The organism is Streptomyces lanatus (assembly GCF_014655715.1).
GTDB lineage: Bacteria > Actinomycetota > Actinomycetes > Streptomycetales > Streptomycetaceae > Streptomyces > Streptomyces lanatus.
The window spans coordinates 212,771-236,862 of the sequence record NZ_BNBM01000012.1; the positions used below are offsets into that span (position 1 = coordinate 212,771).

The 24,092-nt window shown below is 70.5% G+C and carries 18 protein-coding genes; 13 read left to right on the forward strand and 5 right to left on the reverse strand.

Going from position 1 to position 24,092, the window contains the following annotated elements; genetic code table 11:
• Positions 1-16 precede the first annotated feature (16 nt).
• Positions 17-1,078, reverse strand: coding sequence for an adenosine deaminase (locus IE325_RS29035; protein WP_190073044.1), 1,062 nt, complete (start codon positions 1,076-1,078; stop codon positions 17-19).
• A gap of 193 nt (positions 1,079-1,271) precedes the next feature.
• Between IE325_RS29035 and IE325_RS29040 the strand changes: the two genes are divergently transcribed.
• Positions 1,272-1,937 (forward strand): DUF4190 domain-containing protein, encoded by a 666-nt coding sequence (locus IE325_RS29040; protein WP_190073045.1) that lies wholly within the window; start codon positions 1,272-1,274, stop codon positions 1,935-1,937.
• A gap of 60 nt (positions 1,938-1,997) precedes the next feature.
• A complete protein-coding gene (locus tag IE325_RS29045) occupies positions 1,998-2,444 on the forward strand; it encodes a DUF4190 domain-containing protein (RefSeq protein WP_190073046.1) in 447 nt (148 codons plus the stop codon).
• Between the two features lie 52 nt (positions 2,445-2,496).
• Here IE325_RS29045 and ybiA read toward each other — a convergent pair whose 3' ends face one another.
• Complete coding sequence (ybiA, locus tag IE325_RS29050) at positions 2,497-3,051, reverse strand: riboflavin biosynthesis intermediates N-glycosidase (RefSeq protein WP_190073047.1); 555 nt, start codon at positions 3,049-3,051, stop codon at positions 2,497-2,499.
• Positions 3,052-3,248: 197 nt separating this feature from the next.
• Between ybiA and IE325_RS29055 the strand changes: the two genes are divergently transcribed.
• From IE325_RS29055 to IE325_RS29090, 8 genes are all read left to right on the forward strand, one after another.
• On the forward strand, positions 3,249-4,784 hold the full coding sequence (locus tag IE325_RS29055) for a gamma-aminobutyraldehyde dehydrogenase (protein WP_190073048.1): 1,536 nt from the start codon (positions 3,249-3,251) through the stop codon (positions 4,782-4,784).
• Positions 4,785-4,856: 72 nt separating this feature from the next.
• Positions 4,857-6,104: an ABC transporter substrate-binding protein gene (locus IE325_RS29060; RefSeq protein WP_190073049.1), complete on the forward strand. Its 1,248-nt coding sequence runs from the start codon at positions 4,857-4,859 to the stop codon at positions 6,102-6,104.
• Between the two features lie 7 nt (positions 6,105-6,111).
• The gene (locus tag IE325_RS29065) at positions 6,112-7,257 is read left to right on the forward strand and encodes an ABC transporter ATP-binding protein (protein ID WP_190073050.1); all 1,146 of its coding nucleotides are present in this window, start codon (positions 6,112-6,114) and stop codon (positions 7,255-7,257) included.
• Positions 7,257-8,177, forward strand: a complete 921-nt coding sequence (locus tag IE325_RS29070; protein WP_190073051.1) for an ABC transporter permease — start codon at positions 7,257-7,259, stop codon at positions 8,175-8,177. The genes IE325_RS29065 and IE325_RS29070 overlap by 1 nt, the downstream gene beginning before the upstream one ends.
• A complete protein-coding gene (locus IE325_RS29075) occupies positions 8,178-8,978 on the forward strand; it encodes an ABC transporter permease (protein ID WP_190073052.1) in 801 nt (266 codons plus the stop codon).
• 22 nt (positions 8,979-9,000) lie between these two features.
• A complete protein-coding gene (locus IE325_RS29080; protein ID WP_190073053.1) occupies positions 9,001-10,428 on the forward strand; it encodes an NAD(P)/FAD-dependent oxidoreductase in 1,428 nt (475 codons plus the stop codon).
• Between the two features lie 115 nt (positions 10,429-10,543).
• Positions 10,544-10,996, forward strand: coding sequence for a hypothetical protein (locus IE325_RS29085; RefSeq protein WP_190073054.1), 453 nt, complete (start codon positions 10,544-10,546; stop codon positions 10,994-10,996).
• An 86-nt stretch (positions 10,997-11,082) separates the two neighbouring features.
• Positions 11,083-12,873: a chitinase gene (locus IE325_RS29090; RefSeq protein WP_190073055.1), complete on the forward strand. Its 1,791-nt coding sequence runs from the start codon at positions 11,083-11,085 to the stop codon at positions 12,871-12,873.
• 4 nt (positions 12,874-12,877) lie between these two features.
• Here the strand turns inward: IE325_RS29090 and IE325_RS29095 are convergent, their stop codons facing one another.
• Together IE325_RS29095 and IE325_RS29100 are read right to left on the reverse strand one after the other, a co-directional pair.
• Positions 12,878-14,545, reverse strand: coding sequence for a PucR family transcriptional regulator (locus IE325_RS29095; protein WP_190073056.1), 1,668 nt, complete (start codon positions 14,543-14,545; stop codon positions 12,878-12,880).
• A 96-nt stretch (positions 14,546-14,641) separates the two neighbouring features.
• A complete protein-coding gene (locus tag IE325_RS29100) occupies positions 14,642-16,741 on the reverse strand; it encodes an ATP-binding protein (protein ID WP_190073057.1) in 2,100 nt (699 codons plus the stop codon).
• A gap of 230 nt (positions 16,742-16,971) precedes the next feature.
• Here IE325_RS29100 and gabT point away from each other — a divergent pair, with 230 nt between their 5' ends.
• From gabT to IE325_RS29115, 3 genes are all read left to right on the forward strand, one after another.
• A complete protein-coding gene (gene gabT, locus IE325_RS29105) occupies positions 16,972-18,306 on the forward strand; it encodes a 4-aminobutyrate--2-oxoglutarate transaminase (protein WP_190073058.1) in 1,335 nt (444 codons plus the stop codon).
• A gap of 282 nt (positions 18,307-18,588) precedes the next feature.
• A complete protein-coding gene (locus IE325_RS29110) occupies positions 18,589-19,395 on the forward strand; it encodes a phosphatase PAP2 family protein (protein ID WP_229912101.1) in 807 nt (268 codons plus the stop codon).
• 146 nt (positions 19,396-19,541) lie between these two features.
• On the forward strand, positions 19,542-20,987 hold the full coding sequence (locus IE325_RS29115) for an aldehyde dehydrogenase family protein (RefSeq protein ID WP_190073060.1): 1,446 nt from the start codon (positions 19,542-19,544) through the stop codon (positions 20,985-20,987).
• Between the two features lie 97 nt (positions 20,988-21,084).
• On the opposite strand, the gene IE325_RS29120 is transcribed toward IE325_RS29115, so the two are convergent.
• A complete protein-coding gene (locus tag IE325_RS29120; RefSeq protein WP_190073061.1) occupies positions 21,085-23,922 on the reverse strand; it encodes a glycoside hydrolase family 3 C-terminal domain-containing protein in 2,838 nt (945 codons plus the stop codon).
• Positions 23,923-24,092: the final 170 nt, after the last annotated feature.

Consider the following 24,092-nt stretch of genomic DNA (forward strand, 5'->3'; position numbering starts at 1 on the left):
GGGACATTGTGGTGGGTCAGGGCGCGAGCCAGGCGGCGGTGTACGTGTCGATCTCGGCGCTGATCCGGGCCTTGCCCGCGTCGTCCAGGAAGGACGCGTCGACGGCGTTCTTCGCGAGGCCGGCCAGTCCGCGCTCGTCGAGGTCGAGGAGGCGGGCGGCGACGGCGTACTCGTTGTTGAGGTCGGTGCCGAACATCGGCGGGTCGTCGGAGTTGATGGTGACGACGATCCCGGCCCGCACGAACTCCTTTATCGGGTGCTCGTCGATGGTGCGGACCGCGCGGGTGGCGATGTTGGAGGTCGGGCACACCTCCAGCGGGATGCGGTGCTCGGCGAGGTGCGCGAGCAGCTTCGGGTCCTGCGCCGAGCTGGTGCCGTGCCCGATGCGCTCGGCACGCAGGTGGGTGAGCGCGTCCCACACCGTCTCCGGTCCGGTCGTCTCACCGGCGTGCGGCACGGAGTGCAGCCCCGCGGCGATCGCGCGGTCGAAGTACGGCTTGAACTGCGGCCTCGGTACGCCGATCTCGGGCCCGCCGAGCCCGAACGACACCAGCCCCTCCGGTCGCACCCGGTCCTCGGTGGCGAGCCGCACGGTCTCCTCGGCGGATTCGAGCCCGGCCTCGCCGGGGATGTCGAAGCACCAGCGCAGCACCGTCCCGAACTCGGCCTCGGCCGCCTTGCGGGCGTCCTCGATCGCCGCCATGAAGCCGAGTTCGTCGATACCGCGGCGGGTGGAGGAGAACGGGGTGATGGTCAGCTCGGCGTAGCGCACCTGCTGGCGGGCCAGGTCGCGGGCCACCTCGTAGGTCAGCAGCCGGACGTCCTCCGGGGTGCGGATGAGATCCACGACCGACAGATAGACGTCGATGAAGTGCGCGAAGTCCGTGAACGTGAAGTAGTCGACCAGGGCCTCGGGGTCGGTGGGGACCTTGGAGTCGGGGTGGCGGGCGGCGAGTTCCGCGACGATACGGGGGGAGGCGGAGCCGACGTGATGGACATGCAGTTCGGCCTTGGGCAGTCCGGCGATGAAGGAGTGCAGATCGCGCGGGGCGCGTGCGTCGACGAGACGGTCGGTCAAGGTCCCTCCCCGGGAACGGCGTCCGCGGCCTGGTGGGACGGCTCGGCGGGACGCGGGTGATCGGCTGATCGCATGTGGGGCCATCGTATGCAGCGGGGGCGAGGGCGGGCGCGGACGGTGGGGACACCGGCCGCCGGAGCGCCGGTGGCCAGGCCTTAGCATGGCGGCACGAACGACCCAGGGGGGACATGACATGACGGACACCGCGCAGCCCGGCGGGGAGGCCGGGGGAGGCCACGACCCGTGGGCGCCGCCCGAGGACAGGCCGTCGCTGGACAAGAACCCGGCGCCCGGTGACACGCCGCAGCCGCCGTCCGTCCACGACCAGGCCACGGTCGCCTCGATGCCGTCCGACGGTTTCGCCGCTCCCGGCGACACGCCCCCGGCGGGCCCCGGCCCGGGCTACGGCTACCCGCCGCCCGGCGCCGCAGTGCCGCCCCCGCCCATCGCCCCCACCGGCCCCGGCGCCCCGGGCGGCTATGGCTACCCCGGCTACCCGGGCTACGGCTGGCCCGGTATGCCGATGCAGCCGCAGAACGGCATGGGCGTCGCTGCGCTGGTGCTCGGCATCCTGTCCTGCTGTCTCTTCTGTCTGTACGGCGTGGTCTCCGTCGTGCTCGGCATCCTCGCCGTGGTCTTCGGCATCAAGGGCCGCCGCAAGGCGGAGCGCGGCGAGGCCAACAACCACGGCCAGGCCCAGGCCGGGCTGGTCACGGGCATCATCGGCCTCGTCCTCGGCGTCCTGGTGATCGTCCTGATCGCCATCGGCATCACGGCCGCGATCAACTCGGACGAGTACGACGAGGACTACTACGGCGCCTTCCCGGCGGCCCCGGTGTCCGTCGCGGCGGTCCGCTGAATCCCTGGCATGTACAGGGCGCTTACGATGCCCTGACTGTCAACGAGGGGAGAGCAGTTCATGTCCGACGCCAATCCCGGAGCCGGTGGATTCGGGCCGCCGCAGCCACCGCAGCAGCCGGGCCCGGGGTACGGCTACCCGTCGTCGGGCCCGCAGCCCGGCCCGGGGTACGGCTATCCGCCCGCCGGCCCGCCCTACCCGGGGGCCTACCCTCCGGGGCCCGGCTACGGCATGCCGATGCAGCCGAGCAACGGGATGGGCACCACCGGACTGGTCCTGGGGATCATCGGCCTGGTGTGCAGCCTGACCTTCTTCCTGTGGTTCTTCGGCGTCATCCTCGGGATCCTGGGGATCATCTTCGGCGCGATCGGCCGGGGCAAGGCCAACCGGGGCGAGGCCACCAACAAGGGGGCGGCGACCGCGGGCCTGGTCTGCGGGATCGTGGCCACCGTGATCCTGCCGGTGCTGGGCTTCGCCATCTTCGCGAGCGTGATGGGCGGGCTGTGAGGCTCCGCGCTCGGTGACGTCGAGGGGGTCGGCCGACAGGCCGGTCGGCCCCTCAGACCCCGCCCGACCCGCCCCGCAACCGCCCCCGAGCCACCATCAACGCGAACCCCAGCAGATTCGGCCCCCGCCACCGCTCCGGATCCCCGGCCGCCAGCCCGATCCCCCACACCCGGTCCACGGGGCTCGCCTCCACCAGCACCCGCTCCCCGGTGCCCAGCAGAAACTCCCGCAGCTCCGGATGCGCGGAGAACTTGTGCACCGACCCCTCCACGACGATCCGGAAGCGCTCCCGCTCCCACATCGCGTCGTCGAAGCCACGCACCAGCCGCCCGGCCTTCTTGGCCTGCGAGGGATGCCCGGCGTCGAGCACCTGCCGCTCCGCCTCCGCGTCCCCGAACAGCCGTGCCTTCTCGGCCATCATCCAGTGCTCGGCGGTCGCGTAGGAGATCCCGTCGACCTCGAACGGCGCCTGCCACCACTGGCTCAGACAGCTCGCGCCCACCCTGCCGTCGGGCAGCGGACGGTGTCCCCAGAAGTGGAGGTACTTGACCCTCGCCCCCGCGCGGACCTCCTGGATCAGGACATCCCAAGAATCGATCTTCGTCATGTGGCCGAGTCTTGCAGGCGCCACCGACACTCCGTCCTTGGTTTTCTATGCCGACTCGACACCTGGTCGACAGATTTCGTCGCGTAACCAAAAGGCAACAACGGAATCACTTGTTGGAGTCCATCTGCTCTGCCAGGATCGGCACTCAAATCGAGCCTGAGCCACGCCGACCCCGTAAGGGGCACGGAGGGAGCGACATGCACAACCCGGGCACCGCCACCCCGGCACGATTCCCGGCCCAGGACCGCTTCGCGGACGGCGCGCAGTTCATCGCGGGCCGGTCGGTGAAGGGGACCTCGGGACGTACACACGCCGTCGTCGACCCTGCCACAGGCGAGGAGGTGTACACGTACGACCTGGCCGGTGCCGATGATGTGGATGCCGCGGTCGGCGCGGCGCGCGAGGCCTTCCCGGCCTGGGCCGCCGCCACGCCGGGTGAGCGCTCCGACGCCCTGCACCGCTTCGCCGCCGTCCTCGCCGAGCGTGCCGAGGATTTCGCCCGTGCGGAGTCCCTCCAGTGCGGCAAGCCGCTGAAGCTGACGCGTGAGTTCGACGTCCCGGGGACCATCGACAACATCGCCTTCTTCGCCGGTGCCGCCCGCCATCTCCAGGGGCAGTCCGCGGGGGAGTACTCCGGGGACCACACCTCGTACGTGCGCCGGGAGCCCATCGGTGTCGTCGGGTCGATCGCGCCCTGGAACTATCCCCTCCAGATGGCCGCCTGGAAGATCCTCCCGGCCATCGCCGCGGGCAACACGATCGTGCTCAAGCCCGCCGAGCTGACCCCGCTCACCTCGCTCCTCTTCGCCCAGGCCGCCACCGACGCCGGGATCCCGGACGGGGTCGTCAACATCGTCACCGGGACGGGCAAGGAGGCCGGTGAGCGTCTCGTCGGGCATCCCGACGTCGCCATGACCTCCTTCACGGGCTCCACCGCCGTGGGCAAGCGCGTGGCCGAGATCGCCACTGCCACCGTGAAGCGCATCCATCTCGAACTCGGCGGCAAGGCCCCCTTCGTCGTCTTCGACGACGCCGATCTCGAAGCCGCCGCCCACGGCGCCGTCGCGGGCTCGCTGATCAACACCGGGCAGGACTGCACGGCCGCCACGCGCGCGTACGTACAGCGACCGCTCTATGAGGCGTTCGTGGAGCGGACCGCCGAGCTGATGGAGAGCGTCCGGCTCGGTGACCCGTTCGCTCCGGGCACCGACCTCGGGCCGCTGATCTCGCACGTCCAGCGTGAGCGGGTCGCCGGGTTCGTCGAGCGTGCGCGTTCCTACGCGCGCGTGGTGACCGGCGGCGAGGCGCCCGGGGGCGATCTGGAGAAGGGCGCCTTCTACCGCCCCACCCTGATCGCCGACGCCGCCCAGGACACCGAGATCGTCCAGTCCGAGATCTTCGGCCCGGTACTGGTCGTGCTGCCGTTCGACAGCGACGATGACGGGATCCGGCTGGCCAACGACACCCCGTACGGACTGGCCGCCTCCGCGTGGAGCCGGGACGTCTACCGGGCGAACCGGGCCACGCGCGAGATCAAGGCCGGATGCGTGTGGGTCAACGACCACATCCCGATCATCAGCGAGATGCCGCACGGCGGCTACAAGGCGTCCGGCTTCGGCAAGGACATGTCCGCGTACTCCTTCGAGGAGTACACCCAGCTCAAGCACGTCATGTTCGACAACACCGCGGTCGCCGCGAAGGACTGGCACCGCACCGTCTTCGGGGACCGATAGCCAGATCAGCAGGAACGGCCGGGCGCCCGACCCGCGCCCGGCCGTCCCCTCTCCCGAAAGGGCACCAAGCGCATGGAGCAGTACGAGCCCGACCGCCTCTCCCCGGCCCAGGTGGCCGCCATGCGGCGCAGCCTCCGTAACGGCAGGGCCGCGATGACCCGCCGTTCCCTGCTGCGCGCTTCCGCGGGCGGCGCGCTCGCCGTGGGCGGGCTGGGGACGCTCAGTGCCTGCGGCATCCCCGCGGCCGGCAAGACCGAGGGCGGCACGTCCTCCGAGGACCACTCGGCCAAGGAGAAGCAGGTCAACTTCTCCAACTGGACCGAGTACATCGACGTGGACGACAGCGGCAAGCGGCATCCGACGCTGGAGGAGTTCGCGAAGCGGACCGGCATCAAGGTCAAGTACACCGAGGACATCAACGACAACAACGAGTTCTTCGGCAAGGTCAAGCCGCAGCTCGCCGCGGGCCAGGACACCGGCCGGGACATCATCGTCCTCACCGACTGGCTGGCCGCCCGCTTGATACGCCTCGGGTGGGTCCAGAAACTGGACCCCTCCAATCTGCCGCACGCCTTCGCCAATCTGTCCCAGCAGTTCCGCGATCCCGACTGGGACCCGGGACGGGCGTACTCGTACCCCTGGCAGGGCATTTCGACGGTCATCGCCTACAACAAGAAGGCGCTCGACGGCGTCGAGGTGAAGTCGCTCTCCGACCTGCTCGACAACCCCAAGCTCAAGGGCCGGGTCGGGCTGCTCACCGAGATGCGCGACACCATCGGCATGACGCTGCTCGACATGGACAAGGACCCGGCGAAGTTCACCGACGACGACTACGACGCGGCGGTCGCCCGGCTCCAGAAGGCCGTCGACAACAAGCAGATCCGCCGGTTCACCGGCAACGACTACACCTCCGACCTCAGCAGCGGCGACTTCGCGGCCTGTCTCGCCTGGGCCGGTGACGTCGTACAGCTCAAGGCCGACAGCCCGGACATCGACTTCCTGATCCCGGACAGCGGCTACATGACGTCGAGCGACAACATGCTCGTCCCCAACAAGGCCCGTCACAAGACGAACGCCGAGCGGCTCATCGACTTCTACTACGAGCCGAAAGCCGCCGCGGAGCTCGCCGTCTACATCAACTACGTCTGTCCCGTGGACGGCGTGAAGGAAGAGCTCGCGAAGATCGACGAGGACGCGGCGAACAACCCGCTGATCCTCCCCGACAAGGCCATGCAGGCCGCCTCTCGCGCCTTCCGCTCACTGAGCTCGAAGGAAGAGACGGCCTACGAAGAGAAGTTCGCGAAGCTCACAGGGGCGTGATGACACCATGACCAACGACACCAGCGGCGACGTCCGCCTCTCCGGCATAGCCAAGACCTACGGCTCCTTCACCGCCGTGCACCCGCTCGACCTGACCGTCCCGCAGGGCTCCTTCTTCGCCCTGCTCGGCGCCTCCGGCTGCGGCAAGACCACCACCCTGCGCATGATCGCGGGCCTGGAGGAACCTTCCGCCGGCACCGTCCACCTCGGCGACCAGGACGTGACCGCGCTCCCGCCCTACAAGCGGCCGGTCAATACCGTCTTCCAGTCCTACGCCCTCTTCCCGCACCTCGACATCTTCGAGAACGTCGCCTTCGGGCTGCGCCGGCGCGGCATCAAGAGTGTGAAGAAGCAGGTCGGGGACATGCTGGACCTCGTCCAGCTCGGCGAGCAGGCGCGCAAGAAGCCGCACCAGCTCTCCGGCGGCCAGCAGCAGCGCGTCGCCGTGGCACGCGCGCTCATCAACCACCCCAAGGTGCTCCTCCTCGACGAGCCCCTCGGCGCCCTCGACCTCAAGCTGCGCCGCCAGATGCAGCTCGAACTCAAGCGCATCCAGACCGAGGTCGGCATCACCTTCGTCCATGTCACGCACGACCAGGAGGAGGCCATGACGATGGCCGACACGGTCGCCGTCATGAACGCGGGCCGGGTCGAGCAGCTCGGCTCCCCGACCGACCTCTACGAGAACCCGCGCACCACGTTCGTCGCCAACTTCCTCGGCACCTCCAACTTCATCGAGGCCGAGGTCGACTCCAAGAGCGGCGACGACGTCGTACTGAAGGCGGGCGGCGGCAAGCTGCTGCTGCCCGGGGCGCGTTGCAGCGCACCGACCACGACCGGCGGCAAGGTCCTGGTCGGCGTACGCCCGGAGAAGATCTCCCTGGTCCCCGCCGAGGAAGCCGGGGAGATACCCGAGGGCCGCAACCGCATCACCGGCAGGATCGCCGACTCCTCGTTCATCGGCGTCTCCACGCAGTACGTCGTCGACAGTCCCGTCTGCCCCGACTTCGAGGTCTACGCCCAGAACATCGACCGCGACACCCGGCTCGTGCCCGGCGCCGAGGTCGTCCTGCACTGGAACCCGGCGCACACCTTCGGGCTCGACGCCAGCCAGGACATCGACGCGGGCACCGAGGAAGAGGCGGTGGTCTGATGGCGACGGTCACCGAGGCGCCACCCCTGGCGCCCGAGCAGCCGAAACCGCCGCGCAAAAGGGGCCGCTGGACGCCGTACTGGCTGCTGCTCCCCGGCATCCTCTGGCTGCTGATCTTCTTCGCGATGCCGATGATCTACCAGGCCTCCACGTCCGTGCAGACGGGCTCCCTGGAGGAGGGCTACAAGGTCACCTGGCACTTCGCGACCTACTGGGACGCCCTGTCCGAGTACTACCCGCAGTTCCTGCGCTCGGTGCTCTACGCCGGCTCGGCGACCATCCTGTGTCTGCTGCTCGGCTATCCGCTGGCGTATCTGATCGCCTTCCGCGCGGGACGCTGGCGGAACCTGATCATGATCCTGGTGATCGCGCCGTTCTTCACCAGCTTCCTGATCCGCACCCTCGCCTGGAAGACGATCCTCGCGGACGGCGGCCCGGTCGTGGGCGCCCTGAACACGCTGCATGTCCTGGACGTCACCACCTGGCTCGGGATGACCGAGGGCGACCGGGTGCTGGCCACGCCGCTCGCGGTGGTCTGCGGTCTGACGTACAACTTCCTGCCGTTCATGGTGCTGCCGCTGTACACCTCGCTGGAGCGCATCGACCCACGGCTGCACGAGGCGGCGAACGACCTCTACGCCAAGCCGACCACCGTCTTCCGCCGGGTCACCTTCCCGCTGTCGATGCCCGGCGTCGTCTCCGGCACGCTGCTGACCTTCATCCCGGCGGCCGGTGACTACGTCAACGCGGATCTGCTCGGCTCCACCGACACCCGCATGGTCGGAAACGTGATCCAGACCCAGTTCCTGCGCATCCTGGACTATCCGACGGCCGCGGCGCTGTCCTTCATTCTCATGGCCGCCATCCTCGTCATGGTGACGGTCTACATTCGCAGGTCCGGCACGGAGGATCTGGTTTAAATGACCGTCGTGAACTGGCTCAAGCGCAATCTCGTCGTCATCGCGGGACTGCTGACGCTTTCGTATCTCCTCCTGCCCAATGTCATCGTGACGATCTTCTCCTTCAACAATCCGAAGGGGCGTTTCAACTACGAATGGCAGGAGTTCTCCACGGCCGCCTGGAAGGACCCGTGCGGAGTCTCCGACATGTGCGGCTCGCTGTCGGTCAGCCTCCAGCTCGCCTTCTGGGCCACCATCGGCGCCACGCTCCTCGGCACGATGATCGCCTTCGCGCTGGTCCGCTACCGCTTCCGCGCACGCGGCGCCGTGAACTCGCTGATCTTCCTGCCGATGGCGATGCCCGAGGTCGTCATGGCCGCCTCGCTGCTCACTCTCTTCCTCAACCTGGGTGCCCAGCTCGGCTTCTGGACGATCCTCATCGCCCACATCATGTTCTGCCTCAGCTTCGTCGTCACCGCCGTCAAGGCGCGCGTGATGTCGATGGACCCGAGGCTGGAGCAGGCAGCCCAGGATCTGTACGCCGGACCGGTCCAGACGTTCATCCGGGTCACCCTGCCGATCGCCGCCCCCGGAATCGCGGCGGGCGCGCTGCTCGCCTTCGCGCTCTCCTTCGACGATTTCATCATCACCAATTTCAACGCGGGCTCCACCGTCACCTTCCCGATGTTCGTCTGGGGCTCGGCCCAGCGCGGAACGCCCGTTCAGATCAATGTCATCGGCACGGCCATGTTCGTCATCGCCGTACTGTTCGTCCTGGCCTCCATGGTCATCAGCAACCGCCGAAACAAGCAAAAGGCATAAGCCCCTGTAGGGAGTTGAAATCATGGCCCCAAGCGCCATGAGTTCTGGCAATCACGCGACGAAATCACTCTCCGACGCCCAGCCGGTCCCGTACTGGCTGGACGACCCCGGCCGCCCCCGCCCCGAGCCCGCCCTCACCACCGCCGAGACCTGCGATCTGCTGGTCGTCGGCGGTGGATACAGCGGACTGTGGACCGCGCTCATCGCCAAGGAGCGCGACCCGCAGCGGGACGTCGTACTGGTCGAAGGCCGTGAGGTGGGCTGGGCCGCCTCCGGCCGCAACGGCGGCTTCTGCGCCGCCTCCCTCACCCATGGCCTGCCCAACGGCCTCGCCCGCTGGCCCGACGAGATCCAGCGACTGGAAGAGCTGGGCACCCGCAATCTCGACGAGATCGAGAAGGCCGTCGCCCGCTACTCCCTGGACTGCGACTTCGAGCGCACCGGCGAGATCGACGTCGCCACCGAGCCGTACCAGGCCGCGGAACTGCGCGCATGGTACGAGGAGTTGCGGGACAAGGGCCTCGCCGACGGCATGGAGTTCCTCGACGGGGAAGCCGTGCGGTCACAAGTCGACTCACCGACATTCCAGGCCGGTCTCTACGACCGCCGGGGCGTCGCCATGCTCAACCCCGCCAAGCTGGTGTGGGGCCTCAAGCGGGCCTGCCTGGACCTGGGCGTCCGCGTCTACGAGCACACCCCCGCCCTCACCCTGAAGCCGTACGGCGCCGGCATGGCCGTACGCACCCCGTACGGCTCGGTCCGCGCCCGCAAGGTCGCGCTGGGCACCAACATCTTCCCGAACCTGGTCAAGCGCGTACGGTCGTACACCGTCCCGGTCTACGACTACGCCCTGATGACCGAGCCGCTGAGCGACGGGCAACTGTCCTCCATCGGCTGGAAGAACAGACAGGGCCTCGGCGACTCGGCGAACCAGTTCCACTACTTCCGGCTCTCCGCCGACAACCGCATCCTGTGGGGCGGCTACGACGCGATCTATCCGTACGGCGGCCGGGTACGGGCCGAGTACGACGACCGGCCGGAGACGTACGCCAAGCTCGCCGGGCACTTCTTCACCTGCTTCCCGCAGCTGGAGGGCATGCGCTTCACACATGCGTGGGGCGGCGCCATCGACACCTGCTCGCGTTTCTCGGCGTTCTTCGGCACGGCCCATCAGGGCAAGGTCGCGTACGCGGCGGGCTTCACGGGACTGGGGGTCGGCGCGACCCGCTTCGGCGCGGATGTGATGCTGGACCTGCTGGCGGGGGAGGAGACCGAGCGCACCCGGCTCGAAATGGTCCGCAAGAAGCCGCTGCCCTTCCCTCCCGAGCCGTTCGCCTGGACCGGTATCGCGCTCACCAAGTGGTCGCTGGCCCGCGCGGACGCGCACGGCGGGCGGCGCAATCTGTGGCTCAGGGCGATGGACCGGCTGGGCCTCGGCTTCGACAGCTGAATGTGACTCAGGTCACTCGATATTGGTCGGGGTAACCCGCGTAATGCCCGCCGGGTGACCTCCCTCTCCCTCGTGACGCGATCGGCGTTCACGACAGAAAAGGGAGGTCACCGTCATGACAGGGGCGAAGACGGCGGTCGAGTGGCTGGCATCCGTTGCGCCGAATCCCGAGGCCTGTCGCTGGGAGTGGGAGCGCAACCCCCTCGGGGTCGCGCTGCTGCCCGCCGGCAAGGCCTGGGACGTGCTCATCCTGCCGGCCGAACTCGGCTATCCGACCCTTGATGTCCTCACCCGCATCATCGACCAACCCGGCCCGGTCCTGGTCGACTTCGGCGACTCACGCATGGGCTTCCTCGTGCCGCCCGGCACGGCGGCCCGCTGGCTCGGCACCGGCATCCGCACGGCCGGGGCCGGCACCTGGATCGTCGTGCCGTACCCGGGCCGTGCCACCGGCGGCATCCGCTGGCTGGTCCCACCGGACGGCACGGGCACGCTCACGGACCCGGCTCTGCTCGAACTGGCCATGCACGAGGCGGCGGCGGGCCTGGCGTCGGAGGGGGAGCCGTAGCCTGCGGGAACCCTTGACAGGAGAATTGGTCTGGACCAAGTTATGGGCGGCCCCACCCTCCAATTCCCCCGTGCCCGGAGGCCCTTGTGGATCGCACCAGACCGCTCGCCTTCCTGTTCGCCGCCGCACTGACCCTGCCCGGCCTCACCGCGCTCTCGTCGGCCGCCCGTGCGGCCGACGCGGACCTCGCCCGCAACGGCGGCTTCGAGTCCGGCCTGGACGGCTGGAGCTGCACGGCGGGCACCACGGTCAACTCGCCCGTGCGCAGCGGAAGTTCCGCTCTCCAGGCGACCCCGGCCGGAGCCGACAACGCCCGCTGCGCGCAGACGGTGACCGTCAAGCCCGACTCCCAGTACACGCTCACCGGCTACGTCCGGGGCTCCTACGTCTACCTCGGCGCGAGCGGCACCGGCACCACCGACGTCTCCACCTGGACCCAGTCGGCCCCCACCTGGCAACAGCTCACGACGACCTTCCGCACGGGCCCGACCACGACCAGCGTCACCGTCTACACCCACGGCTGGTACGGCACGGGCGCCTACAACGCCGACGACATCTCCCTGACCGGCCCGGGAGTGGACGCCGGCCAGCCCCCCGCGGCACCGACAGGTGTGAGGACCGGATCCGTCACTTCCTCCTCCGTCGCCCTGTCCTGGTCGCCGGTGGCGGGCGCGACGGGCTACGCGGTCTACCGCGACGGCGCCAAGGTCCAGACGGCGAGCGGCACTTCAGCCACCGTCGGCGGCCTGTCACCCTCGACGGCGTACGGCTTCCAGGTCACCGCGCTGAACGAGGCCGGGGAGTCGGCGAGGTCGGCCACGGTGACCGCCACGACGACCGCGAGCCCCACCGGTCCCGTGGACCTCCCTGCCCACGCCCTGGTCGGCTACCTCCACGCCAGCTTCGCCAACGGCTCCGGCTACACCCGTATGGCCGACGTCCCCGACAGCTGGGACGTCATCGACCTGGCCTTCGGTGAACCCACCTCGGTCACCTCGGGCGACATCCGCTTCGACCGCTGCCCGGTGACGGAGTGCCCGAACGTCGAGAGCGACGCCGACTTCAAGGCGGCGATCAAGGCCAAGCAGGCGGCGGGCAAGAAGGTGCTGATCTCCATCGGCGGCCAGAACGGCCAGGTCCAGCTGACGACGACGGCCGCCCGGGACACCTTCGTGTCCTCCGTATCGAAGATCATCGACGAGTACGGCCTCGACGGCCTGGACATCGACTTCGAGGGCCACTCCCTCTCCCTGAACGCCGACGACACCGACTTCAAGAACCCGAAGACCCCGGTGATCGTCAACCTGATCTCGGCCCTGAAGACCCTGAAGGCCAAGTACGGCGACGACTTCGTCCTGACGATGGCCCCGGAGACCTTCTTCGTCCAGCTCGGCTACCAGTACTACGGCACCGGCCAATGGGGCGGCCAGGACCCGAGGGCAGGGGCGTACCTCCCGGTCATCCACGCCCTGCGCGACGACCTCACCCTCCTGCACGTCCAGGACTACAACTCGGGCCCGATCATGGGCCTCGACAACCAGTACCACTCCATGGGCGGCGCCGACTTCCACATCGCCATGACCGACATGCTCCTCACCGGCTTCCCGGTCGCCGGCAACGCGAGCAACGTCTTCCCACCCCTGCGCCCCGACCAGATCGCCATCGGCATGCCGGCGTCGACCAACGCGGGCAACGGCCACGTCCCCCCGGCCGAGGTCACCAAGACCCTCGACTGCCTGACGAAGAAGACCAATTGCGGCTCGTACGCGACCCACGGCACCTGGCCGGCCCTGCGCGGCCTGATGACGTGGTCGATCAACTGGGACCGCTACTCGAACTGGGAGTTCCAGCGGACGTTCGACGGCTACTTCGGCTGACGGCCTACTCCGTCGACGTCGCCTTCAACGCCAGCCAGAGCTCCATCCGCACATCCGCGTCGTCCAGCGAGCGGCCAAGGATCTCCTCGACGCGGCGCATCCGGTACCGGAGGGTGTGCCGGTGTACGCCGAGGTCCGCGGCCGCCGCGTCCCACTGGCCGTGGCGGGACAGCCAGGCCCGCAGGGAGGCCACGAGGTCGCCGCGGCCGGTCGCGTCGTGTTCGTGGAGGGCGCGCAGCAGGCCGTCGGCGAAGGCCTTCACCGCGTCGTCGGCGAGGAGGGGCAGCACGGAGCCCGCCGCGAGCTGTTCGTGCTCCACGAACACCCGTCCCCGGCGCCGGGCCACGGACAGTGCCTGCTCGGCCTGCTTGTAGGCCGCCGCCGCGGCGATCGGGCCGGCCGGTGCCGAGAGGCCGACGACCAGTTCGTCCTCGGCGGGCCGGTCCGCCACGGTGCCCGCCCGCGTCGCCTCCACCGCCGCCGCGTACTCCGTGCACGCCGACACCGCCGCGCCCTCGTCCGCCGCGAGCACGACCAATCGTGCCGTCCCGCCCTCGCCCTGCGGCACCACCAGCACCGCCTCACCGGCGCGGGCCGCGGCGGACTCGACGATCTCGGTGAGGGCGCCCAAGGGGTCGCCGTTCGTCTCGGAGGCGACCAGGACCGCGGCGGACGACTTGCCGGGCGCCACGTGCGTCCCCGAATCCACGACCCGCGCCGCCGTCACCGACGCCGAGTCGGCGACGATCACCCGGAAGGGCGCGTCCAGCAGCCCGCCGTACAGATCCCCGGCCACGGCCCGCGCATGGTCCGGCTGTCCGGCCAGCAGCATGCGCAGCACCGCCGCCCCGACCCGCTGCTCGGCCGCCTGCAGGGAGCGGGAGCGCTCCGTCGTCAGCGTCAGCAGGGCGATCGCCGAGTGGACGGCGTACCGCTCGGCCGTGCCCAGCGTGGCCGCCGTGCCGACCGCCAGGGCCGCCCGGGGCCGGCGGCCCGTGCCCAGGGTGTGCAGTTCGACCCGGTCCTCGTTCTCCGGCCCGCCCACCACGGACGACGCCGGCGCGGGCCGCTCGCGCAGCCGCTCCACGTCCGCCGTGAGCCGCGCCGCCCGCCGCCCCGCCCACTCCGGCGCGGTCGCGACGACGGCACCGGACGCGTCGTACAGCGCCGCCCAGCCGTTCACCTGCGAGGCCAGCGCCGTCAGCAGCCCCTCGGGCCCGTCGGTCAGCGCCTGCTTGGTCAGCTCGCGCTGGGCCGCGAACCCGGCCGTCACCGCCCGGTACTGATCCGCCGCGATGGCCGCCGACACGGCCTTGCTGATGGCGAGGAAGGGGGTGCGGCGCGGGACCTCCAGCAGCGGCAGGTCCTCCTCGGCCGCCGCGTCGACCAGGGCCTCGGGGATGTCCTCGTAATGGACGCCGACCGCGAAACCGAGCCCCACCACGCCCGCGCCCACCAGCCGCCGCACATAACGCCGCATCGCCTCGGGGTTCTCCGCGTCCAGCTTCAGCGCCGTGATCAGCAGCAGCTCGCCGCCCTCCATATAGGGGACGGGATCGGTCAGCTCGCTGGCATGCGCCCAGCGCACCGGCACATCCAGACGGTCCTCGCCGGCCCGCACGGTCAGCTTGAGCGCGGAGTGATGGACGAGCGAGGCGAGCGTCGGTGGCATGAGGCCTTCACAGGGAGGTGATCTTCGTGATCTTTTGGCCGCCGCGTATGAACGACCTGTGTCGATTCTGCCTCACCGTACGGTCATCCGGTCACTTCATCCGCGCAGATCCACCAGCAGCGGCGGCGCGTGCTCCCCCTGCACACTGGTCAGCGACAGCACCGCGTGCCCGGCCGGCACCCCGTGCGCCAGCTCGGACGCCGACCAGCGCTCCCGCTCGACCTGGCGCACGGTCACCGCCCGCGCGGTCGGCGCCTTGCCGGTGATCACCCGCCGCACCGCGTGCAGCGCCTTCCCGGCCGGGGTCTCGGCGATGATCTGCCGGTCGGTGACGTCCCGCGCCTCGGTCCACTCCTTGCCCCACACCTCGGCGAAGTCCTGCCCGTCCCAGGGCGTGACCCCGGCCAGCGCCATCCGGCACCCGGCGGACCCCAGCAGCGGCCCGCGCAGCGGCCTCGGCACGTCGTCCAGGGTGCGCAGCGTCAGCACCGCGCCCGCGTTGCCCGACCGCAGCCGCTGGATGCCGCGTACGGCCTCCGGCGTCACGACCCCCGTCGCGTCGTCCAGCACCAGACAGGCGAACAGCGACCGGTCCTCCCGTACCGCCACACTCGCCGTGAACTGCGCCAGCACGAGCCGCGCCAGCATCCGCGAGGCCTCGGCGTGCCCGCGCGCGGGCAGATCGATACGGACCCGGACGGGGTGGTCGAGGGCCTTCAGCGAGAACGGCCGTGACTGCCCCGAGGTGTCGAAGAACCCGGCGAAGGCGGGACGGTCGAGCAGCGCAACCCGGTCCGCGAGCACCGCCGCCACATCACCCGGATGCCCCGACTGCCGTTCCCGGGCGTCCAGTTCACGGATGAGCGACTCCTGCCCCGTGCCTTCGAGTCCCGTGCGCAGCGCATCGAGCGCGCCGGGCGAACCGTCCAGCAGCTGCCGTAGCTCCGGCACGGACGGGAAGCGGTCGTGGACCGCCCGGAACGGCCCGAGGAGCTGGGCCAGCACGGTCGTGGAGCGGCGGCTGTCGCTGCCCGGATGCGGATCGGCGAGGTCTCCCACCAGCGCCTCCGCGAGCACGGCGGCCGCCTCGTCGGGGTCGCCGGTGCCGCCGTACAGGTCCAGGTCGTAGACCGAGTCGGGGTTCCCGATCCGTACGACGACGTCGTACCCGTCCGCCGGTCCGAGCCCCGCGCCCGCCGCGCCGACCACGACCACGGCCGCCCGCCCGGCCAGCGCGTGCAGACACAGCGACTCGGCGAGCGGCCGCACCACGGTGCCGGTCTTGCCCGACCCGGCCGGGCCGACCGCGAGCAGGGAGGTGGCGAGCAGATCGGGTCCGAGGCCCAGGCCGGTGCCGCGATAGGCGTACGGATTGCGCGGGTCGTCGGCGGTTGTGCCCAGCCGCACCTGACCGCTGACGAGGTCGTGCCGGGCGGAGCGGGAGGGCAGATCGCGCTCGCCCGAGGGGTGCAGACAGGCCGCGGCGCCGTCCTTGAGCACGGCTCCGCTGAAGGTGGCCAGGTCGTGCCGGCCACTGTGCACGCCCTGCCAGGCACGGGTGATACGGGCGTAGTCGACGTCCCGCATCTGCCCGGACCGGGCGTCACGCGCGAGCCGCTCGGCGGCGTCGGCGGCCCCGGCGGCGCGCATGCCCGGCCAGGTCGCGGGGTCCTGCTCGGGGGTGGGCGGACGCTCGCTGGTGGGGGTGGCGCGGTTCCAGGCGGGCGGGCCGAAGCGGCGCCAGACCTCGCCCCAGCGGCCCAGCCGGCCCACGGCGAGCATGATCACGAGGGCGATGAGGGTGTAGTAGGTGTACCAGAGGACGGCGTTGCCGACGCGGTCGTTGTTCTCGCGCCAGGAGTCCGGGGTGAACAGCTCCAGCGGGAGCACCCACCAGCCGCCCAGATAGCCGTTCCACAGCAGCGACCAGATCAGCCACCCGACCAGGAACGCGATCAGCGCCCCGCTCAGCAACTGCCGCGCCGGAATCCGCTCCGGCTCCTCGTCCGGCCTGGGCACATGCCCGAACCGCCACACCCCGGGCTGTGCCTGGGGCCGAGGCGCCCTCAGCCAGGCCAGAAACGCCGACCCGTCGACGCCGGGCGGCGAAGAAGGCATCGGCGGCACGGCGGAGCGTGTTCGCGGCACAGGCGTCGCGTGCGTCGCCCGCGCGTCCTGCGTCCCGTCGCTGTCCATCGTCCTTGCCCCCTGACCAGCCGTTCCGTTCACCGTCAGCGAGCCAATCTAGTGCCCTCCGACAGGGAGTTCACCGCTCACACGGCCGGGTGTCTTCGTGAACGCCATGTCCACCACGGACAACCGGCGCCGCCGACAACGCCCACATGGAGCATGCCCACCCCCCGCTCCCGCCCCTAGCCTGCGAGAAAAGAGAAGACAAGCATCCGCAAAACCCCCAGGAGCCCCTCATGAGCGACCTTCCTCAGGAGCGCCGCGTCGTCACCGCCATCCCCGGTCCGAAGTCGCAGGAGCTGCAGGCCCGCCGTACCGCCGCGGTCGCGCAGGGCGTGGGCTCCGTACTGCCCGTCTTCACCGCGCGTGCGGGCGGCGGCATCATCGAGGACGTCGACGGCAACCGGCTCATCGACTTCGGTTCCGGCATCGCCGTGACCTCCGTCGGCGCCTCCGCCGAGGCCGTCGTACGCCGGGCGGCCGCTCAGCTCGCCGACTTCACCCACACCTGTTTCATGGTGACGCCGTACGAGGGGTACGTCGCCGTCGCCGAGGCCCTCGCCGAGCTCACCCCCGGTGACCACGCCAAGAAGTCGGCGCTGTTCAACTCCGGTGCCGAGGCCGTCGAGAACGCCGTCAAGATCGCGCGGTCGTACACCAAGCGCCAGGCCGTCGTCGTCTTCGACCACGGCTACCACGGCCGGACCAACCTCACGATGGCGCTGACGGCGAAGAACATGCCGTACAAGCACGGCTTCGGGCCCTTCGCGCCCGAGGTGTACCGCGTCCCCGTCGCCTACGGCTACCGGTGGCCGACCGGTGCGGAGAACGCCGGGCCCGAGGCCGCCGCGCAGGCCATCGACCAGATCAGCAAGCAGGTCGGCGCGGAGAACGTCGCCGCGATCATCATCGAGCCGGTGCTCGGCGAGGGCGGCTTCATCGAGCCCGCCAAGGGCTTCCTGCCGGCCATCAGCAAGTTCGCCTCCGACAACGGCATCGTCTTCGTCGCCGACGAGATCCAGTCCGGCTTCTGCCGTACGGGGCAGTGGTTCGCGTGTGAGGACGAGGGCATCGTCCCGGATCTGATCACCACCGCCAAGGGCATCGCCGGTGGCCTCCCGCTCGCCGCAGTGACCGGCCGCGCCGAGATCATGGACGCCGCGCACGCGGGCGGCCTGGGCGGGACGTACGGCGGCAACCCGGTGGCGTGTGCCGGTGCGCTCGGGTCCATCGAGACCATGAAGGAGCTCGACCTCAACGCCAAGGCGAAGAACATCGAGGCGGTCATGAAGGCGCGCCTCAACGCCATGGCCGAGAAGTTCGACATCGTCGGCGACGTCCGCGGCCGTGGCGCCATGATCGCCATCGAGCTGGTCAAGGACCGCGCCACCAAGGAGCCGAACCCGGAGGCGACCGCCGCGCTCGCCAAGGCCTGCCACGCCGAGGGCCTGCTGGTCCTGACCTGTGGCACTTACGGCAATGTGCTCCGCTTCCTGCCGCCGCTGGTCATCGGCGAGGACCTGCTGAACGAGGGCCTCGACATCATCGAGCAGGCGTTCGCGCGTATCTGAGGCCGTCTGGGGCCCCTTGAGGTCCCTTGAGGCTCCCTGAGGCAACTTGAGGCCACCTGGGACCACAGCAAAACCACTGGTGAGCGACCGGATCCCGGTCCCGGGAACCACTTCCGCCCCAGCCCTGGTGTCATCCGTGATTCCGGGGCTGGGGCGGCTACCGTCAGAGCGTGTGAAGAAGGTGTGCGAGGTGGATGGCAGGACGCGAATCCGTCTGTCGAACGCCATCGCCCTGTCGTAGGTTCTAACCAGATGAGAGATACACCCCGCCCAGAGGGGACTCTGGGCGATTTCAGGCCGAGGCCTCCCCAGCTTCGACCTGGTCGTGCCCTCGCGCACACACCCGGAGCTTCCGGCTCCGGATCTCCTCACCGATCGGACAGTCGCTCGCCCCAAACCCCCCGGGGCGCGCGACCATCCGATCCGGACGGCCGCCCCGGAACCACCCCCCCTGTTCCGGGGCGGCCGACCTCCTTCTTCCTCTTTCTCGGGCTTCCGGCCCTTCTCTTCACCCTCATCACCTGGCAAGTCGTGGCCGATGGCCCGCTGGTCGACCTCGACGAGGCGGCCAGCCGGGCCCTCATCCATCCCGACCGCCTCTCCGAGCTCCTCGCCCACCTGGGCAATGTGCCGGTCGCGCTCCCCGTGCTCGCCGTCGCCCTGGCATACGTCACCTGGCGGCATCGCCGTATTGGTACACACCACTGGTGGTTGCCGGCCACCGCGGCCGCCGTCCTCATGGCGCTGGTCCCGGCCCTGATCGTGCCCCTCAAGGAACTCACCGACCGCCCGGGCACCCCGGCCGTACCGCCCGCCACCGGCTACTACCCGTCCGGCCACACCGCCACGGCGGCCATCGCCTACGGTGCCGCGACCCTGCTCCTGCTGCCCTGGCTGCGCTCCGCGCCCGCCCGCCGCGCACTCCTCGCGGTCTGCGGCGTCCTCAACCTCGGCGTCGGTTTCGGACTCGTCCGGCGCGGCTATCACTGGCCGCTGGACGTCGCCGCCAGCTGGTGTCTGTGCGCGGTGCTGCTCGTCGGGCTGTGGCTGTTCCTGGGGCGGGACACGCGACAGCGCCGTTCGCCGTAGTCCGGGCGGCCCGCGCTGGAATCCGCCAATCCGGCGCGCCCCCTGCCTTCATCACTACACCTCGGACAAACACGCCTCCGCCCCCGCGCCCCTACCGTGGACCACGACACACAGGACACCCCCAACGCGGAAGGGCCGGGATCACTATGACTTCCACCCACGCCTTCTGGCTCGCCGGCCGCCAGGTCAGCGGCGAGGACAGCTTTGATGTGACCTCCCCGTGGGACGGGCGGGTCGTCGGCAAGGTCAGCGTGCCGACCGACGGGCAGACCGAGGAGGCCGTGGCCGCCGCGTACGCCGTCCGCGACGAGTTCGCCGCGACGCCGTCCCATGTGCGTGCCGCCGCTCTGGACCATGTCAGCCGGCGCCTCGCCGAGCGCACCGAGGAGATCGCCCGGCTGATCTCCGCCGAGAACGGCAAGCCCATGAAGTGGGCCCGCGGCGAGGTCGGCCGTGCCGTGTCCGTGTTCCGGTTCGCGGCCGAGGAGGCCCGGCGGTTCAACGGCGGCGAGGCCCAGCGGCTCGACACCGACCTCGGCGGCCAGGGGCGGCTCGCCTTCACCCGGCGCTTCCCCAAGGGTGTCGTCCTCGGCATCGCGCCCTTCAACTTCCCGCTCAACCTGTGCGCCCACAAGATCGCCCCGGCCATCGCGGCCGGCGTCCCGATCGTCCTGAAGCCCGCCCCGGCCACCCCGCTCTCCGGGCTGATCATCGGCGACCTGCTCGCCGAGACCGAGCTGCCCGCCGGGTCGTGGAGCATCCTGCCGGTGCCGAACGACAAGATGTCCGCGCTGGTCCAGGACGAGCGTCTGCCGGTCATCTCCTTCACCGGCTCCGAGAAGGTCGGCTACGCGATCATGGACTCGGTGCCGCGCAAGCACTGCACGCTGGAGCTTGGCGGCAACGGCGCGGCGGTCGTGCTCGCCGACTTCGCCTCCGACGAGGACCTCGACCGGGCCGCGTCCCGCATCGCGACCTTCTCCAACTACCAGGGCGGCCAGTCCTGCATCTCCGTGCAGCGGGTGATCGCGGACGCCTCCGTGTACGACCGCCTCCTGCCGCGCATCGTCGCCGCCGTCGAGGCCCAGGTCACCGGCGACCCGAGCGATGACGCCACCGACGTCGGTCCGCTCGTCAGCGAGGACGCCGCCAAGCGCGTCGAGACCTGGGTCGACGAGGCCGTGGCCGCCGGTGCCAGCCTCCTCGCCGGTGGCAAGCGCGACGGCGCCTCCTACGCGCCGACCGTCCTCACCGATGTGCCCGCCGATGTCACGATCGCCTGCGAGGAGGTCTTCGGACCCGTCCTCACCGTGCAGAAGGTCGACGGGGAGGCCGCCGCCTTCGCCGCCGTCAACGAGTCCAAGTACGGCCTCCAGGCGGGTGTGTTCACCCATGACCTGCAGACCGCCTTCCGCGCCCACCGGGCCCTGGAGGTCGGCGGTGTCGTCATCGGCGACGTTCCTTCCTACCGTGCCGACCAGATGCCGTACGGCGGCGCCAAGCAGTCCGGTGTCGGCCGGGAGGGCGTGAAGTTCGCGATGGACGACTACACCTACGAGCGGGTGATGGTCCTCACCGGGCTCGCGCTCTAGCTCATGGGAACCGTTTTCATATAGAGTCCCCGAAGGGGTCCGGCACCGATGCCTTCCGGTGCCGGGCCCCTTCTTCGCGTCGGCCTGTTCCGGACCCTCAACCGGAGAAGCCGACATGCGCGAGCCGCAGCGGGCCGCGCAGTCTGAGGTGGACGTCGCGGACGCCCTCGGCGATGATCCCGGCGGACCGCGTCGAGTAGTCGTACGGGTCTCCGTCCGGGGCCTCGGCGGTGAGCACGGCCAGCGGCGGGCCCCCGTCCAGGGACACTTCGACCGCGCCGTCGCCGGAGACGGTCGCCGTCACGCGCGTCACTCCCGCCCCCAAGTCGCAGTCCCGGTAGACCAGTTCGCCCGACCGGCCCTGTGCGGGCGTCACCGCGTCACCCGACGTCCTCGTGCGGTCGACGATCGCGATGCCGCTCTGCTCATCGAAGTCGGGGGCGCTCAGGCCGCGTTGCAGAACGGGACGCGGCGCCGACCCCTCGCCGTCCAGGAGCACCGTCGTACGCAGGCGGACGTCCTGGCTGGAGGCGCCGGCCAGCAGCTCGTACGGGCCGGGTTCGCGGCGCCAGCCGGAGCGTGCCACGTCCCAGAAGCCGAAGGCGGACAAGGGGACTTCGAAGGACAGCTCGGCGCGCTCGCCGGGGGCCAGTCGCACCCGGCGGTGCGCCAGCAGCTCGCGGCGCGGGCGCGGCACCGCCGGGTCCACGGCGCGGGCGTAGAGCTGGGCGACCTCGTCGGCCGCCATGTCGCCGGTGTTGGTGACCGTGAAGGAGACGTGCAGTGCGCCTTCCGCCGTACGGGTTTTGAGGCCGGCGTAGGAGAAGGACGCGTAGGACAGGCCGTGGCCGAACGGGAACAGCGGGGTGCCCTCGAAGTACAGGTACGTCTGACGGCTGCCGATCACGTCGTAGTCGAGGAGGTCGGGCAGGTCGGCGTCGTCGGCGTACCAGGTCTGCGGGAGGCGGCCCGCGGGGGAGACGTCGCCGGCCAGGACGCGGGCCAGGGCGGTGCCGGCCGACTGGCCGCCGTGGGACGTCCAGAGCATCGCCGGGAGGGACGCGTGATCGACGGCGTACGGGTACGCCGAGATCAGGGCCAGCACGGTGTGCGGGTTCGCGGCGGACGCGGCACGCAGCAGGCGCTCCTGGTGGGCGGGGAGGGCGAGTGTCGTACGGTCCTCGGTCTCCCGGCCGTTGATGTGCGGGTCGTTGCCCGCGACGACCAGGACCACGTCCGCCTGTGCGGCGACCCGGGCCACCGCGTCCTCGCCGCGCTCCACGAGGACGATTTCGAAGATCTCCGGGTTCTCTTCGGCAACCCTGACGTCGTCGGCGGCGACTGAGACGTGGCGACCCGTACCGATGTGCCGAAGGAGGTGTCCGTTCTCATGTGGTTCCAGGTGGAATGTCTCCTGGACGATCCAGCCTCCGGGCTGGTCTGCGGAGGCGCGGACACGACCGTCCTCGGCCACGGAGAGGTAGCGGCCGTCGGGGGCGCGGAGCGTGAGAACGCCCGCGCCCCAGTCGACCAACGCGAACTCGGTCCCGGTGGCGTCGGTCGTGAGCGGGGGAAGGTCCGTACGGCCGGCCAGCAGCGCCGGGTCCAGGGCGCCCTCGGCGCCGCGCACCTCGTCGGCGGCGTCCGCCTCGGGGACGTACAGGAAGGCGCCGGTTCCCGTCCTCAGCAGGACTCGGTCCACGCCCTCCGCGAACTCCACGCGCTCCGCGCCGAACCGCTCGTACAGGCCCTCCAGCGGGGTCGAGCGGTGGATCAGCGAGCCGCTGTACCAGTCGAGCTTGCACTCGTCGGCGAGCAGACCGACCACGGCGATCCGGGTGTCCGGCGCGAGCGGCAGCAGACCCGCGCTGTTCTTCAGCAGGACCACCGCCTGCTCGGCGGCCTCCTGGGCGAGGGCGCGATGGGCCGGGGTGTCGAAGTCCCTGGTGGGCGCGTGCGGGTCGTACTCCGGGTCGAACTCTCCGAGCCGGAAGCGGACCGAGAGCTGGCGGCGTACGGCCGTGTCGATGTCCGACTCCGACAACAGGCCCTTGTCGAGGGCGCCCCGTACCCTCGCGGTGATCTTCGAGCTGTCCGTGCCGTGGTCGGTGAAGCTGTCGACGCCGGCCAGCAGCGCGGCGGCCGTCGCCTCCTCGTGGGTGTCGAAGTAGTGCTCGGAGTCGACCAGGTTGGACGGCGCCCCCGCGTCCGAGCAGACCAGCAGATCGTCGTCGGTCCAGGTGCGCAGATGCTCGCGCAGATACGGCGAGACATGATTCGGGCGGCCGTTGACCAGGTTGTACGCCGGCATCACCCCGGCCGTGGCGCCCGCCTCGACGGTCTCGCGGAAGGCGCGCAGATCGTACTCGTGCAGGACCCGCGGGCGGACGGACGAGGAAGTGACGTCGCGGCCCGTCTCGTTGTTGTGCGCCAGCCAGTGCTTCAGCACGGGCGCGGTGCGCCAGTACGTGGGGTGGTCGCCGCGCAGGCCCCGGGTGTAGGCGGTGGCGATGGCCGAGGTGAGCTTGGGGTCCTCGGAGTAGCCCTCTTCGTTACGGCCCCACAGGGGGTGGCGCAGGAGGTTCACCGTCGGCGACCAGACGTTCAGGCCGACGCGGTCGTCGCGGGCGCGCATCGCGCGGGTCTCCTTGGACACGGCCTCCCCGACCCGGCGGACGAGATCCGTGTTCCAGGTGGCGCCGAGACCGACCGCCTGCGGGAAGACGGTCGCCGGGCCCATCCACGCCACCCCGTGCAGTGCCTCCTGACCGGTGCGGAACGCGTCGACGCCGAGACGTTCGACCGCCGGCGTGAACTGGTGCAGGAACCCGATCTTCTCGTCGAGGGTGAGCCGCGACAGCAGGTCGTCGATGCGCTTCGCGAACGGCAGTCGCTGATCGCGGAAAGGCGGCGTAGGCGGCGTTTGTTCGGTCACGTGGGGATCCCCTTGCGGTGGAGCGGCTCGGCGCTTTCGAAGCGCTTCGATGCTCATTCGACGCGGGGGTGGGTGTCAAGAGACCAACGCCGTTACTTCAAGCAGTGCATAAGGAAGGGTCCCTTACTACACCTCGGAGGAATCTTGGAAGCGACCCTTGTGCGCCCATG

Coding starts and splice junctions, on each gene's coding strand:
- gabT (WP_190073058.1), top strand. CDS start 16,972: ATGAGCGACCTTCCTCAGGAGCGCCGCGTCGTCACCGCCATCCCCGGT.
- IE325_RS29065 (WP_190073050.1), top strand. CDS start 6,112: ATGACCAACGACACCAGCGGCGACGTCCGCCTCTCCGGCATAGCCAAG.
- IE325_RS29060 (WP_190073049.1), top strand. CDS start 4,857: ATGGAGCAGTACGAGCCCGACCGCCTCTCCCCGGCCCAGGTGGCCGCC.
- IE325_RS29070 (WP_190073051.1), top strand. CDS start 7,257: ATGGCGACGGTCACCGAGGCGCCACCCCTGGCGCCCGAGCAGCCGAAA.
- ybiA (WP_190073047.1), bottom strand. CDS start 3,051: ATGACGAAGATCGATTCTTGGGATGTCCTGATCCAGGAGGTCCGCGCG.
- IE325_RS29115 (WP_190073060.1), top strand. CDS start 19,542: ATGACTTCCACCCACGCCTTCTGGCTCGCCGGCCGCCAGGTCAGCGGC.
- IE325_RS29045 (WP_190073046.1), top strand. CDS start 1,998: ATGTCCGACGCCAATCCCGGAGCCGGTGGATTCGGGCCGCCGCAGCCA.
- IE325_RS29075 (WP_190073052.1), top strand. CDS start 8,178: ATGACCGTCGTGAACTGGCTCAAGCGCAATCTCGTCGTCATCGCGGGA.
- IE325_RS29080 (WP_190073053.1), top strand. CDS start 9,001: ATGGCCCCAAGCGCCATGAGTTCTGGCAATCACGCGACGAAATCACTC.
- IE325_RS29040 (WP_190073045.1), top strand. CDS start 1,272: ATGACGGACACCGCGCAGCCCGGCGGGGAGGCCGGGGGAGGCCACGAC.
- IE325_RS29100 (WP_190073057.1), bottom strand. CDS start 16,741: ATGGACAGCGACGGGACGCAGGACGCGCGGGCGACGCACGCGACGCCT.
- IE325_RS29085 (WP_190073054.1), top strand. CDS start 10,544: ATGACAGGGGCGAAGACGGCGGTCGAGTGGCTGGCATCCGTTGCGCCG.
- IE325_RS29095 (WP_190073056.1), bottom strand. CDS start 14,545: ATGCCACCGACGCTCGCCTCGCTCGTCCATCACTCCGCGCTCAAGCTG.
- IE325_RS29055 (WP_190073048.1), top strand. CDS start 3,249: ATGCACAACCCGGGCACCGCCACCCCGGCACGATTCCCGGCCCAGGAC.